Here is a 13,793-nt window from a genome sequence, read left to right on the forward strand (position 1 = left end):
GATTCGTTCGTCGTCAGGATTCTACGGTCCGTCAGATACCGGAAAACAAGACCCCGGAGGCCCCGATGTCTCTCCCCGCCGCCTTCCACGAGATCGCCAAGCGCGTCAACAACTGGGGCCGCTGGGGCCAGGACGACGAGATCGGCACGCTCAACCTCGTCACCGACGAGGTCGTGCGGGAGGCCGTCGCCACCGTCCGCACCGGCCTGCGCGTCCCGCTCGCCGTCGACCTCAAGCAGGACGGCGTGCAGACGGGCATGATCCCCGGCCGGGTGAACCCGCTCCACGTCATGGTCCAGGTCAACCAGGAGCTCTTCGGCCCCGGCACGGTCGCCACCAGCGACGACGCCGTGACCCTCGGCCTCCAGGCCGGCACCCACTGGGACGCCCTCACGCACGTCTCCCACTCGGGCCGCATCTACAACGGCCGCCCCGCCGCCTCGATCACCCCGCACGGCCGCTCCGAGTTCAGCGGCATCCACACGGCCCGTCACCTCGTGAGCCGCGGGGTCCTCCTGGACGTCGCCGCCGCGAAGGGCGTGGACCGGCTGCCCGGCGACCACGCCGTGACGCCCGAGGACCTCGACGAGGCGGCCGAGTTCGGCGGGGTGACGGTACGGTCCGGGGACGTCGTCCTCGTACGGACCGGGCAGATCCAGGCGTACCTGGCCGGGGACAGGCACGGGTACGCCTTCCCGTCACCCGGCCTCTCGGTCCGCACGCCCGAGTGGTTCCACGCCCACGACGTCGCGGCCGTCGCCAACGACACGCTCACCTTCGAGATCTTCCCGCCCGAGATCGAGGACCTCTGGCTGCCCGTGCACGCCCTCGACCTGGTCGAGATGGGCATGCTCCAGGGGCAGAACTGGAATCTGGAGGCTCTGTCCACAGCCTGTGCACAAGAAGGGCGCTACGCCTTCCTGCTCTCCGCGATGCCCGAGCCCTTCGTCGGCGGTACGGGCACACCGGTGGCCCCGGTCGCCATCCTGTAGGCCTTCACGGGCGGCAGCCCTGCCGGGCCTTCACAGGCGGCATCCCTGCGGGACTTCACGGGCGGCGGCGCGCTCGCACGCGCCCCGAGCACGGCACGGCCCGCCGCCACCCGGCCACGACCCGCACACGCCGAGGGCCACGGCCCTCGGCTCCCCTCGCCACGAATCGCTCACCCCAGAGTGGGCAAAACGGAACGAATCGTCAACAGCGCACCCGATGGGGCGACAGAGAGGACACGGGCGACACGGGCGCGACCCGGTCCACCTCGCACCAGATGCTCTTGCCGACCGCCTCCGGCTGCCAGCCCCACCGGTCCGCGAGGCCGTCCACCAGCTCCAGGCCGCGCCCGTTGGTGTCGTCGCCCTCCGCGTGCCGGGGCCGCGGCGGGCAGTCGCTCGCGTCGGCGACCTCGACCCGCACCCCACGGCCCTCCGCGGCGAACAGCATCCGCAGCACGGCCGGGCAGCCCGTGTGCACCACGGCGTTGGTCACCAGCTCGGAGATGAGGAGCACCAGCGTCTCGGCGAGCGGCTCGTCATCCCCTATGCCCGACCCGGCGAGTCGCGAACGGGCCCACTTCCGGGCTCGTCCCACCTCTGCCGGGTCCGGCCCGACCTCCAACTGAACCTGAAGTACCTGCACCGCTCACACCATCCGAACCGGCGGACACACCTTCACGGAACGTGATTCCCTTGTGGGACAGCATGGTTGACGTACAGTCACCGCAACAAGCGCTTCGGGCATATTCCAGCGCGAAGGAGTACGCATGGTCCATACTGTGCGACGCACGCTGCGGGCAGTCGAACGCCGGGTGCGAGCGGCGGGCATTCCCGGCCGCGGGGCCGCCGCAGGGGCGACACCGGGACGATCCGGGGCATCGAGCACTCGCATCCCACGGAGCGTACCGGAGGCGGAGGCCGACTCCGGGCCGTGACGGCCCCGCCGAAGGACACAACCCGATATCGACATTCCGTGACGCCCGGGACGCGCAGCGCTACGTACGGATCACAGTGCGGCGGCCACCTCCTCCTCCGCCCGCGCGGCGGGCAGCCGCAGCTCGGCCCGCACCCAGGCCCGCTTCAGGTGCAGGTGCACATCGGCCTCCCAGGTGAAGCCCATCCCGCCGTGCACCTGGAGGCAGTCCCGCGCGTTGCCGACCGCCGCCTCGTCGGCGAGCAGCTTGGCCCCCGCGATCTCGACGGGGTCGCCGGTGACGGCGGCGGCCCGGACGGCGGCGCGGGCGAGCTCGGTCCGCACGAGCATCCCGGCACAGAGGTGCTTCACCGCCTGGAACCCCCCGATCACCTGCCCGAACTGCGACCGCTGCCGCGCGTACGAGACGGCCGCGTCGGTGGTGGCGGCGGCACTGCCCACCTGCTCGGCGGCGGTGAGGAGAACGGCGTCCGTTGTGGGCAGTCGTCCCGCTGGGGCCGGACGGGTGGGCACAACGGACGGCGCCCCTGCCGGGCCCAGGCTCTCCGCACCTACGGCGCCCACAGGACCGGGCAACCTGTGCAGCGGCGTCAGCGGATCGACCGACCGCACCCGGACCGCGCCCGTGACATCGCCCAGCACCACGTCCGCCTCGTCCAGCCAGGGGACCAGGCCCTCCGAGGCGGCGGTCACCACGACGGACCCGTCCGCCGCCCCCGGCACGGACCCCGCGGCCACGTGCGTGGCCACCAGCGGCCCCGGCAGCAGCACCCTCCCCGCCTCCTCGAAGACGAGGACCGCCTCCGGGAGCCCGAGCCCGACACCCCCCTCCGCCTCCGGGAGCCGCAGCGCGAAGAACCCGGCCGCGCCGAGCTCCCGCCACAGCTCCCGGTCCAGCGAAGGGGCGTCGACGGCCGCCCGCAGCGCCTCCCGGCCGAAGAGGCGCGCGAGCAGTTCCCGTACGCCTCGCCGCAGCGCCCGCTGGTCCTCGGTGAGTCGGAAGTCCATGGGGGTCACCGGCCCTTCGGCAGGCCGAGGATGCGCTCGGCGACGATGTTGCGCTGGATCTGGGAGGTGCCGGCCGCGATCGTGTACGAGAGCGAGGACAGCCGGTCGAGGGTCCAGTCGCGGCCGAGGTCGAGCGCGTCGGGCCCCAGGACGGCGGCGGCCGCGTCGTACAGCTCCTGGCGGGCGTGCGAGTAGTGCAGCTTGAAGACGGAACCGCCGGCGCCGGGGACGCCGCCGGTCGCCTGGGCCTCGCTGACGTTGGCCTGGACGATCCGCCAGAGCGCCTGGAACTCGGCGGAGAGCCTGCCGAGCCGGCGCCGCAGGACGGGGTCGTCCCAGGTGCCGTTCTTCCGGGCCGTGCGGGCGAGTTCGCCGAGGAGGCGGCGGCAGGCGACGACCTCGCCGACGAAGGCGGTGCCGCGTTCGAAGGAGAGCGTGACCATGGTGACCCGCCAGCCGTCGTTCTCCTCCCCCACCCGGTTCTCGACGGGCACCCGCACCTCGTCGAGGAAGACCTCGGCGAACTCGGTCGACCCGGCGAGGGTGCGCAGCGGCCGTACGGTGATGCCGGGGGCGTCCATGGGCAGGGCGAGCCAGGTGATGCCCCGGTGCTTGGACGTGGCCTCCGGGTCCGTGCGGACGAGGAGCTCGCACCAGTCGGCGACCTCGGCGTGCGAGGTCCAGATCTTCTGCCCGGTGACGACGTACGCGTCCCCGTCCCGTACGGCCCGGGTGCGGAGCGAGGCGAGGTCCGACCCGGCGTCCGGCTCGCTGAAGCCCTGGCACCAGACCTCGTCGCCGCGCAGGATCGGCGGCAGCCACCGCGCGCGCTGCGCGGCCGTGCCCTCGGCGGCGATCGTGGGTCCGGCGTGGAGGAGGCCGACGAAGTTGGCGCCGACGTAGGGCGCCCCGGCGAGCTCGGTCTCCTCCAGGAAGATGAGTCGCTGGGTCGGGGAGGCGTCCCAGTGGGTGTCGGCGTATCCGGCGTCGTACAGGCGGCGCTGCCAGCCGCAGTCGTAGGCGCGGCGGGCGGGCCAGTCGAGCGGGTCGGGCCGCCCGGGGAGGCCCGGCAGGGTGGCGGCGAGCCATTCCCGCAGGCGGGCGCGGTACTCCTCCTCCTCGTCGGTGCAGGAGAGGTCCATCAGGCGGTCCGGCGGTCGCGGTCGAGGTCGAGGCCGAGCATGCGGATGGCGTTGCCCCGCATGAGCTTGTAGACCGTCTCGTCGTCGAGGCCCTGGACGTGGTCGAGGGCGACCTCCTTGGTGTGCGGGAAGGTCGAGTCGACGTGCGGGTAGTCGGTCTCGAAGGTGGCGTTGTCCCGGCCCACCACGTCCAGCGAGGCGATGCCGTGCTTGTCGCGGAAGAAGCAGCAGAAGATCTGCCGGTAGTAGTACGTGGACGGGGGCTCGGGGACGATGTCGCGGACGCCGCCCCAGGCGCGGTGCTCCTCCCAGACGTCGTCGGCGCGTTCGAGGGCGTAGGGGATCCAGCCCATCTGGCCCTCGCTGTAGGCGAGCTTGAGCCGGGGGAACTTCACCAGGACCCCGCTGAAGAGGAAGTCCATCATCGAGGCCATGGCGTTGTTGAAGCTGAGGGAGGCCTGGACGGCGGGCGGGGCGTCGGGCGAGGCGGCCGGCATCTGGCTGGACGACCCGATGTGCATGTTGACCACCGTGCCGGTCTCCTGGCAGACGGCGAAGAAGGGGTCCCAGTAGCCGGAGTGGATGGACGGCAGGCCGAGGTGGGTGGGGATCTCGGAGAAGGTGACGGCCTTGACCCCGCGGGCGGCGTTGCGCCGGATCTCGGCGACGGCGAGGCCGATGTCCCAGAGGGGGATGATGCAGAGCGGGATGAGCCGGCCGCCGCTGTCGCCGCACCACTCCTCGACCATCCAGTCGTTGTAGGCGCGGACGCAGGCGAGGGCCACCTCCTTGTCCTGGGCCTCGGCGAAGGTCTGCCCGCAGAAGCGGGGGAAGGTCGGGAAGCAGAGGGAGGCCTCGACGTGGTTGAGGTCCATGTCCTTCAGGCGGGCGGCGGGGTCCCAGCAGCCGCGCCGCATCTCCTCGCGGGTGATGCCCTCCAGGGTCATGTCGTCGCGGTCGAAGCCGACGGCGGCGATGTTGCGCTTGTACGGGAACTTGAGGTCCTCGTAGATCCACCAGTCGGTCGGCGGCCCTTCGGGGTCCATCGTGATCTGGTACTTGCCGGCGACGTAGGCGAGCTCGCCGATGCCGGCCGTGAGGGGCCGGGGGCCGCGGTCGCGGTACTTCTTCGGGAGCCAGGTCTCGAAGAGGTGGGCGGGCTCGATCACGTGGTCGTCGACGCTGATGATGCGGGGCAGTTCCGTCATGGAGCCTCTCCCGGATTCGGCGGACCGTTCCCGGCCCGTTTCTGATGACCCGTCAGATCTGACGGGATCAGGCTAGCCCCGCACCCCTGGACCGACAAGCGCCGGACCTCTACGCTCACCGCACTATCTGACGGAACGTCAGCCATGAGGAGTACGGACGAGAGGAGTACGGTCATGAACGCGACCGCACACGCCCTGGGCGGGTCCCGCACGCTCTGGGAGCTCGTCGAACGCCGCGCCGCCCTCACCCCCGACCGGCCCGTCCTCCTCCAGGGCGACCGCGTCCTCACCTTCGGCGGCCTCCGCGAGCGCGCCGAACGCTGCGCCGCCGGCCTGTACGAGAAGGGCGTGCGCCCCGGCACCGTCGTCGCCTGGCAGCTGCCCACCCGCATCGAGACCGCCGTGCTCTCCTTCGCGCTCGCCCGCCTCGGCGCCGTGCAGTCCCCGGTGATCCCCTTCTACCGGGACAAGGAGGTCGGCTTCGCGCTGCGCGCCTCCGAGGCCGAGTACTTCGCGGTCCCCGGAATCTGGCGTGGATTCGACCATACGGAGATGGCACGGAGGCTCGGCGCGCGCGGGATCTTCGAGGCTTACTCGCCCGAGAGCCTGCCGGACGGCGACCCGGCCGTCCTGCCGCCGCCGCCCGCCTCCGGGACCGACGTCCGCTGGATCTACTGGACCTCCGGCACCACCTCCGACCCCAAGGGCGTCCTGCACACCGACCGCTCGCTCCTCGCCGGCGGCTCCTGCCTCGCCCACGCCCTCCGGCTGACGGCCGAGGACGTCGGCTCGATGGCCTTCCCGTACGCGCACATCGCCGGGCCCGACTACACGGTGATGCTCCTGCTGTACGGATTCCCCGCCGTGATGTTCGAACAGTTCGCGCTGCCGGAGGCCCTCGACGAGTACAACCGGCACGGCGTGACGGTCGCCGGCGGCTCCACCGCCTTCTACGCGATGTTCCTCGCCGAGCAGCGCAAACAGCCCGGGAAGCCCGTCATCCCCACCCTCCGTCTGCTCGCGGGCGGCGGGGCGCCCAAGCCGCCCGAGATCTACCACGCGGTACGGAAGGAGCTGGGCTGCCGGCTCACCCACGGGTACGGCATGACCGAGGTCCCCATGATCACGATGGGCGACCCCGAGGACACCGACGAGAACCTCGCCACCACCGAGGGCCGGCCGCCCGCCGGGATGGAGATCCGGATCACCGCCGACGGCGAGGTCCGGCTCCGCGGCGAGGCCGTCTGCCGGGGCTATCTCGACCCGGCGCAGACGGCCGCCGCCTTCGACGAGGACGGCTTCCTCGTCACCGGCGACGTCGGGCACCTCACGCCCGGCGGCCACCTCGTCCTCACGGGCCGCATCAAGGACATCATCATCCGCAAGGGAGAGAACATCTCGGCCAAGGAGATCGAGGACCTCCTCCACCGGCACCCGGACGTGGGCGACGCCGCCGTCATAGGCCTCCCGGACGCCGAGCGCGGCGAACGCGTCTGCGCCGTCGTCGAACAGCCCCCGGGCGCCGCCCCGCTCGGCCTCCCGCAGGTCACGGCCTTCCTGCGGGAGGCCGGACTCTCCGTCCACAAGCTGCCGGAACAGCTGGAGGTGGTGGACGCGCTGCCCCGCAACGAGACCCTGCGGAAGGTGCTGAAGTACAAGCTCAGGGAGCGCTTCGGCACGAGCCCGTGAGGGCCTCCGGCAGGTCCTCGTACACGTCGAAGAGACGGCGCACGCCGAGCGCGGAGAGCACCCGGCCGACATGACCGTCCCGGTCGTCGGGCTCCACGGGAAGGATCAGGCGGAGCCGGCCGCCGCAGGAGCGGAGCAGCCGGCGGGAGGCGATCAGCACGCCGACGCCGCTGGAGTCGCAGAACCGCACGGCGGACAGGTCGATCACCAGGTCGTGGCGGCCGCCCGCGACGGCGTCGTGGACGCGGCGGCGTATCCGGGGGGAGGTGACCAGGTCCAGTTCCCCCCGGACACGGAGGACCGTCCAGGGGCCGTGCTCGTCCTCGTCGACCTCGATCGTCGTCACGGACGCCGCCTGCCCCGCCGGCAGACGCCGAAACCCCCGTGGCGAGGGATGACGCTTTCCTTACCATCGGCGGCGGCGTCAAGAGCGCACTTGCGGCAAACAGGAGTGCGTTGTCGGAGCGGCCCATTACTTTGGAGGAGAACCGGGACGGAGGGCCTCATGGCGATGGACACACCACCGCGCTGGGACCGCAGGATGCAGCAGCGGCTGGCGCGCGGGGAGGCCGCTGCCCTCGGCGAGTTCTACGACCGGTTCGCCGCCCTCGTCCACAGCCTCGCCCACCGGGTCCTCGACGACGACGACGCGGCCGACCAGGTCACCCGCGAGGTCTTCGGCTACATCTGGGAGAACCCCGACTCCTACGACCCGAAGCAGGGCAACATGCGCTCGTGGGTCGCCAAACTGACCCAGCGGCAGGCCGTGCACCGGCTGCGGCAGGCCGAGACCCTGGCGTACGCGGAGACGGGACTCGGCTCCGCCGAGGAGCTGGAGCAGAAGGTCCACCGGGCCACGGTCGCCGCCCGCGCCGACTACATCGTGACCTCCATGCCCGCCCCGCTGCGGGCCGCGCTCGAACTGGCGTACTTCCAGCGGCGCGACTACCGCCAGACCGCCGCCGACCTCGGCGTCACCGAGGACGAGGCCCGCCGGCGCCTCCGGCTCGGACTCCAGCTGCTCTCCTCCGCGAACACCCGGCCGCTCGAAGGATCCTCTCCGCCCGGCTACGGACGGACGCCGTGACCGGGGCGACCGGCGACGGCGACGAGGTCGCGCGCGCCCCCTGGATACCGGGACCGCGTCGGGCGGCCGACGACCACGCGGACCTGACGGCACGGCTGCCGGAGGAGGCAGAGGAACCGGACGTGGACGACCCGGACGTGGACGACCCGGACGTGGACGACCCGGACCTGGACGACCCGGACCTGGAGGTACCGGTCCTCACCCACGACGTGCTCAAGTCCCTGCTCGGGGCCTGGGCACTTTCGGCGTGCTCCACCGGTGAGAGCAGGGCCGTCGAGAACCACCTCACCGTCTGCGCGCCCTGCGCCGACGAGGCCCTCCGGCTCCGCGACGCCGTCGCGCTCCTCCACGAGGACCGCGACCTGGACCTCGACCCGCTGCTCCGCTCCCGGGTCCTGGAGAACTGCCTGGGCCGCCGCCCCGCCCGTATCCCCGTCCCCGACTGGGTCACGCCGTACGACGCGGAGACCGCCCGGCTCGACGCGCTCCTCCGGGACATCGGCGAGTCCGAGTGGCACGCGCCGGTGCGGCTCAAGTGGTACGAGGAGGACCGCGTGATGCGCCGCAAGGCCACCGTCGCGGCGGTCATCGGCCACCTCCTGGCCGTGGACGGCCTGGTGTCCACGGCACTCGGCCTGGACGACCCGCTGGGCGCGGGCGTGCCGGAGCTGTCGCCGACGGAGCGGACGGAGGCGCTCTGGTCGGCCCTGGACCGGCCGCCGAACCGCTCGCTCCGGGGCCCCTGGCGGGACCAGTCGCACACGCTGATCCGGACGGTCGCGTTCGCCGGCCGAGGGGTGGCGGACCTGACGGTCACGTACAAGGACTTCGCCCTCCCCCTCCGGGACTCCCTCCTGGAGCGGGCCTTCGAGTGCTGGCTGCACGCGGACGACATCGCGAACGCGGTGGCGTACCCGTACGCGCCGCCGAGCGGCGCGCACCTCCACGGGATGATCGACCTCGCGGCCCGGCTGCTCCCGGCGGCCCTCGCGAACCGCCGCCGCACGGGCCTCGCGTCCCCGGCCCGCCACCTCGTCGCGGCGGGCGCGCCCGGCCGCTCCCTCCACCTGGAGATCGAGGGCGCGGGCGGCGGCCACTGGTACATCGCGCTGGACTCGCCGGCGGCGGTCGGCTCGGCGGACCACGCGGTCGCGCAGGTGGCGATGGACGGGGTGGAGTTCTGCCAGCTGGTGGCGGGGCACATCACGCCGGAGGAGGCGGCGGCGGGGCAGGACGGCGACCGCGAGGCCATCAGGGACGTCCTGGCCGCGGCGGCGTCCTTGAGCCGCCTGTAGCCGCCGTCGCGGGCTGCGCCCACCGCCGTGTGGGCAATCGTCCCGCAGGGCGGAACGATTGCCCACAACGGCGGGGCGCGGCCCACACGGGCGCGGGGCGCGTCGGGTCAGGCGAAGACGACCGTGCGGCGGCCGTTCAGGAGGATGCGGCGTTCCGCGTGCCACTTGACCGCCCGCGCCAGCGCCTGGCACTCGACGTCCCGCCCCGTCGCCACCAGCTGGTCCGGCGTCACCTCGTGACCGACGCGCTCGACCTCCTGCTCGATGATCGGCCCCTCGTCGAGGTCGGCCGTCACGTAGTGCGCGGTCGCGCCGATGAGCTTGACGCCGCGCGCGTGCGCCTGGTGGTAGGGCTTGGCGCCCTTGAAGCTGGGGAGGAAGGAGTGGTGGATGTTGATGATCCGCCCGGAGAGCTGCTTGCAGAGGTCGTCGGAGAGGACCTGCATGTAGCGGGCGAGGACGACCAGCTCGACGTTCTCCGCGCGGACGAGGTCGAGGAGCTCGGCCTCGGCCTCCGCCTTGGTGTCCTTCGTGACGGGGATGTGCCGGAAGGGGATCCCGTAGGAGCCGACCAGTTCCTCGAAGTCCTGGTGGTTGGAGACGACCGCGACGATCTCCACCGGCAGCGCCCCGATCCGCGACCGGAACAGCAGGTCGTTCAGGCAGTGGCCGAACTTCGAGACCATCAGCACGACCCGCATGGGCTGGTCGGCCCGGTTGATCTGCCAGTCCATCGCGAAGGAGTCGCCGACGGCGGCGAAGCTCGCCCGGAGCTTGTCGACGTTCACCGGGGACTCGGCCGAGAAGTGGACCCGCATGAAGAAGAGACCGGTGTCACGGTCTCCGAACTGCTGGCTGTCCTCGATGTTGCACCCGGTGATGAAGAGGTAGCTCGACACGGCGTGCACGATGCCCTGCTTGTCCGGGCACGAGAGGGTGAGGACGTACTGGTCGGTCATCCCGTCAGCCTGCCACAGACGTCTCGCCGGGAGGACCACCGTCCGTCAGGCGGAACGCCTCAGGACCGGGTCATGATACGGAGCACGTCGAGGGAGCGCGGGGGCGTGTCGGGGTCCTCCCCGTCGGCCTGCGCCATCCGTACGTGCGCCTCGCGGGCGGCGCGTACGGCCTCGGGCCAGCCGGGGTGCTGGAGATAGGCGGACACCTGGGCGTCCGGGCCGACCTGGTGCATGATCCTCAGCACCCGGAGGACGGCGACGTCGACGAGGGCGGCCTCGCCGGTGTCCCGGAAGATCGAGCCGACGTACTTCTCGGCGGACCAGTTGTCGAGCCAGGTGTCCTCGACGAGGCGGTAGACGGCGTCGGTGACGTCGCCGTACCCCTCCTGGCCGGCCAGCCAGGTCGTCTCGTGGAATCCGGGGTCGGAGAGCATGTGCAGCGCCGAGCGCACGTTGCTGCGCCAGCGCCACCACGGCATGTCGTTGAGCGGCATGCCGCCCATGGTGGAGGAGCGACGGCCGCGACGGGAAGAGTTAACCGAACCGGAGACTGGACTGGACACGTTTCGATCGTACGTTCCCTTGTCCGGTAAGCGGACTCGCCCCCTCCCCATCCGGCCGCGGCCCCCGTAATTCACCTTCACGTCACCCATCGTTGAACCATGCTCACTCCCGCGTTACCCGTGAGGCGGAAATGTGCATGCCCATGACCGGTAGGCGACTGACCTCACTCCTCGCGTACGTCACGACCGCGGCGGCCGGAGCGTCGCTGCTCACCGGGTGTGGCGTGCTCCCTGGGGCCACGGGGGGCTCCAGGGAGCCCGTCACGGTGATGACCTGGGCTCCCGACCAGACCCGAGCGACCAATATGCCCGGAATGCCCGCCATGGCGCAGACCTACGCCCGGTGGGTCAACTCCCAGGGCGGCATCGACGGACACGAACTGCGCGTCCTCACCTGCAACGAACAGAACACCACCGCGGGCGCCGCCGCCTGCGCCCGCCGGGCCGTCCGCGAGAACGCGGTGGCCGTCGTCGGCTCGTACAGCCAGAACGGCCGCGCCTTCATGGCCCCGCTGGAGGCCGCCGGCATCCCGTACATCGGCGGTTACGGCATCGCGGAGGACGAGTTCACCAGCCCGATCTCCTACCCCGTCAACGGCGGGGTGGCCTCCCTCGTCGCCGGGCACGGCATGCAGCTCGCCGGCTCCTGCGACCGGGTCTCCCTCGTCCGCCCCGACACCACCGCGGGCGACAAGCTCCCCGAGCTCCTCAACTCCGGCCTGCGGAAGGCGAGTCACCGGACCGCCGTCGACATCCCGGCCCTGGAGGACGCCGCCGAGTACACCCAGCAGGCCGGCCGGGCCCGCAGCCGGGCCGGTGACGAGAAGGGCTGCGTGACCGCCGTCCTCGGCGAACGCACCCAGACCTTCTTCGACTCCTTCCGCCGGCTCCCCGAGCAGCGCGAGCGGGAGAAGCGGGACGCCGTACGGATCTCCTCGGTCCTCGGCAGCGTCGACCAGCCCGTGATCGACCGCACCGGCGGACCCCACAGCCCCTTCGAGGGCGCGTTCGTCACCGGCTGGTACCCGGAGGCGGGCGACCGGAGCTGGGCGCCGATGCGCAAGGTCATCCAGCAGCACGCCTTCGCCGACAACCGGGTCGACCCCGCCGACGCCGGCGTACAGACCACCTGGATCGCGTACACGGTCCTCAAGGACGTCGTCGAGTCCCTGGACCAGGACACGATCACGGCCGGGCAGATCAGCCACGCCCTCGACCGGGGCGAGCGGATCGACACCGGCGGCCTCACCCCCAGCCTGCGCTGGAAGTACGAGGACCTGCTCGGCGCCCCCGGCTTCACCCGGATCGTCAACCACGAGGTGACCTTCCAGGTGGTGCGCCAGGGGCGGCTCGTGGCACAGAAGCCCGGCTTCGTCGACGTCGGCGAGACCGTCCTCAGCGCCCCGTAGGCCTGCTCAGAGCTGCGTCCAGCTCCGCTTCTCCAGGCCGTACTTCGTGGCGGTCGGGTTCCACAGCCCGGCCGCCGTCTTCTTGGCGTTGGTGGCCTCGCCGCTCTTCGCGTCGCCCGCGGACTTCTGGCTGGTCGAACGGGCGTGACCGCCCTTGCAGGCCTTCTTGCCCTTCATCTGGTCGGCCCAGGCCGCGTAGTGGTCGTCGGCGGCGGCCGAGGCCTGCCAGGCCTTGGTGAGCGCCGCCGTCAGCGCCGCGTTGTCCGGGATCTTGTCGACCGACAGCGCCTGGAGCTTGGTGATCAGTCCGCGGCGCTGCTCGGCGGCGCCCCGCAGGTCGCTCGCGGCCTGGTCGAGGTTCTTGCACTGGTTGATGGACGCGACCGAGCTGATCACCGTCTCACGGCTGCTGCTGCTCGTCGCGAGGAGCTTGCTGAGCTCCTGTGCCTGCGGCTCCGCCGGGTCGGCCGGCTTCTCCGTGGGCTGCTCGGCCGAGGCGGAGGGCGCGGCCGAGCTCGCCGCCACGTTCTGCCCGCCGGTCTTGGGGTCCTTCTCCTCGTCGCCGCCGCTGAGCAGCGCGCCGGCACCGAGGCCGACGACCGCGCAGCCGACGACCACGGCGGCGATCAGCGCGACCGGCGACTTGCGGCGCGGCGCGGGCTCGTCGTCGTCGTAGTAGGCGTCCTGGAAGCCGTACTGCTGCGGGGGCTGGGGCGGCTGGTGCTGCTGGGGCTGCTGGTACGGGGCCGGGCCCGGCTGCTGGTAGCCCTGCGGCGCGTGCGGCTGCTGGGGCGGCCGCGGCGCCTCCGTACGGAAGAGGTTGTCGAACTCGGCGGGCGGCTGCCGCTCACCGGGCGTCTGCGCCGGTACGGGGGCGATGTACTGGGTCGCGTCCGAGGCACCGGCGGGACCGGGCCCCTGGTGCGCGAGCGGGCCCGTGCCGAGGAACTGGGTGTCGGAGCCCCCGCCCTGCTGCGGCGGCACCGGGGCCATGAACTGGGTCGCCTCCGAGGCGCCGGCCGGCGGCGGGTAGCCGTACCCCGGCTGCGGGGCGGCCTGGACCGGCGGCATCCCGCCGTGCTGCGGCGGCATCCCCTGCACCGGCGGCATCCCGCCCGGGACCGGCGCGATGTGCTGGGTCGCCTGCATGTCGGCGGCGGCCGGGGCACCGGGCCCCGGGTAGCCGTAGCCGGGCTGCGGCGGGGCCTGCTGCGGCGGTATCGGCGGCAGGTACTGGGTGGACTGCATGTCGGCGGCGCCCTGCGGCGCCTCCGGGGGCAGCGGCTGCGCGGGCGGCAGCGGCTGCCCGCCCGGCGCACCACCGGCGGGGCCCCAGGGGCCGCCCCACGGCTGACCGCCGCCATGCTCCGGACCCTGTCCGTTCTGCGTCACCGGGACTCCCACTGATGGACCAACCTACGGAATCGTCGGCTCACGCTACCGGGTGCGCCCAGGCCTCCGCACACACGTGTGAGACCGGTTACACAACCTGTTCACGGAAGGGGCG

At 72.4% G+C, this 13,793-nt stretch carries 13 protein-coding genes; 5 read left to right on the forward strand and 8 right to left on the reverse strand.

The window, feature by feature from the left end; genetic code table 11:
- Positions 1 to 65 precede the first annotated feature (65 nt).
- Positions 66 to 992, forward strand: a complete 927-nt coding sequence (locus tag IE237_RS04890; protein ID WP_189800500.1) for a cyclase family protein — start codon at positions 66 to 68, stop codon at positions 990 to 992.
- A 202-nt stretch (positions 993 to 1,194) separates the two neighbouring features.
- Here the strand turns inward: IE237_RS04890 and IE237_RS04895 are convergent, their stop codons facing one another.
- The 4 genes from IE237_RS04895 to IE237_RS04910 all read right to left on the reverse strand — a co-directional run bounded on the left by IE237_RS04895 (position 1,195) and on the right by IE237_RS04910 (position 5,284).
- Entirely contained in the window at positions 1,195 to 1,635 is a 441-nt protein-coding gene (locus IE237_RS04895; RefSeq protein WP_189800501.1) for an ATP-binding protein, read from the reverse strand.
- Between the two features lie 363 nt (positions 1,636 to 1,998).
- Complete coding sequence (locus IE237_RS04900; protein ID WP_189800502.1) at positions 1,999 to 2,934, reverse strand: acyl-CoA dehydrogenase family protein; 936 nt, start codon at positions 2,932 to 2,934, stop codon at positions 1,999 to 2,001.
- Positions 2,935 to 2,939: 5 nt separating this feature from the next.
- Complete coding sequence (locus IE237_RS04905) at positions 2,940 to 4,076, reverse strand: acyl-CoA dehydrogenase family protein (protein ID WP_189800503.1); 1,137 nt, start codon at positions 4,074 to 4,076, stop codon at positions 2,940 to 2,942.
- On the reverse strand, positions 4,076 to 5,284 hold the full coding sequence (locus tag IE237_RS04910; protein WP_189800504.1) for an amidohydrolase family protein: 1,209 nt from the start codon (positions 5,282 to 5,284) through the stop codon (positions 4,076 to 4,078). Before IE237_RS04910 ends, IE237_RS04905 begins: the two co-directional genes overlap by 1 nt.
- Before the next feature lie 174 nt (positions 5,285 to 5,458).
- On the opposite strand from IE237_RS04910, the gene IE237_RS04915 reads away from it, so the two are divergent.
- Positions 5,459 to 6,973, forward strand: coding sequence for a class I adenylate-forming enzyme family protein (locus IE237_RS04915; RefSeq protein WP_189800505.1), 1,515 nt, complete (start codon positions 5,459 to 5,461; stop codon positions 6,971 to 6,973).
- On the opposite strand, the gene IE237_RS04920 is transcribed toward IE237_RS04915, so the two are convergent.
- Positions 6,945 to 7,319, reverse strand: coding sequence for an STAS domain-containing protein (locus tag IE237_RS04920; protein ID WP_189800506.1), 375 nt, complete (start codon positions 7,317 to 7,319; stop codon positions 6,945 to 6,947). The genes IE237_RS04915 and IE237_RS04920 overlap by 29 nt on opposite strands.
- Positions 7,320 to 7,478: 159 nt before the next feature.
- Here IE237_RS04920 and IE237_RS04925 point away from each other — a divergent pair, with 159 nt between their 5' ends.
- Together IE237_RS04925 and IE237_RS04930 are read left to right on the forward strand one after the other, a co-directional pair.
- Positions 7,479 to 8,060, forward strand: coding sequence for a sigma-70 family RNA polymerase sigma factor (locus tag IE237_RS04925; RefSeq protein WP_189800507.1), 582 nt, complete (start codon positions 7,479 to 7,481; stop codon positions 8,058 to 8,060).
- Positions 8,057 to 9,355, forward strand: a complete 1,299-nt coding sequence (locus IE237_RS04930; RefSeq protein WP_189800508.1) for a DinB family protein — start codon at positions 8,057 to 8,059, stop codon at positions 9,353 to 9,355. The genes IE237_RS04925 and IE237_RS04930 overlap by 4 nt, the downstream gene beginning before the upstream one ends.
- A 107-nt stretch (positions 9,356 to 9,462) precedes the next feature.
- Here IE237_RS04930 and purU read toward each other — a convergent pair whose 3' ends face one another.
- Together purU and IE237_RS04940 are read right to left on the reverse strand one after the other, a co-directional pair.
- On the reverse strand, positions 9,463 to 10,314 hold the full coding sequence (purU, locus tag IE237_RS04935; RefSeq protein ID WP_189800509.1) for a formyltetrahydrofolate deformylase: 852 nt from the start codon (positions 10,312 to 10,314) through the stop codon (positions 9,463 to 9,465).
- A 59-nt stretch (positions 10,315 to 10,373) separates the two neighbouring features.
- Positions 10,374 to 10,817: an SCO4402 family protein gene (locus tag IE237_RS04940; RefSeq protein WP_189800510.1), complete on the reverse strand. Its 444-nt coding sequence runs from the start codon at positions 10,815 to 10,817 to the stop codon at positions 10,374 to 10,376.
- 203 nt (positions 10,818 to 11,020) lie between these two features.
- On the opposite strand from IE237_RS04940, the gene IE237_RS04945 reads away from it, so the two are divergent.
- Positions 11,021 to 12,286 carry an ABC transporter substrate-binding protein gene (locus IE237_RS04945; protein ID WP_189800511.1) on the forward strand — a complete coding sequence of 422 codons (1,266 nt, stop codon included), beginning with the start codon at positions 11,021 to 11,023 and terminating at the stop codon, positions 12,284 to 12,286.
- A gap of 6 nt (positions 12,287 to 12,292) precedes the next feature.
- On the opposite strand, the gene IE237_RS04950 is transcribed toward IE237_RS04945, so the two are convergent.
- Complete coding sequence (locus IE237_RS04950; protein WP_229842254.1) at positions 12,293 to 13,678, reverse strand: hypothetical protein; 1,386 nt, start codon at positions 13,676 to 13,678, stop codon at positions 12,293 to 12,295.
- Positions 13,679 to 13,793 lie beyond the last annotated feature (115 nt).

Origin of the sequence: Streptomyces tanashiensis, assembly GCF_014648895.1 — a bacterium.
Taxonomy (GTDB): domain Bacteria; phylum Actinomycetota; class Actinomycetes; order Streptomycetales; family Streptomycetaceae; genus Streptomyces; species Streptomyces tanashiensis.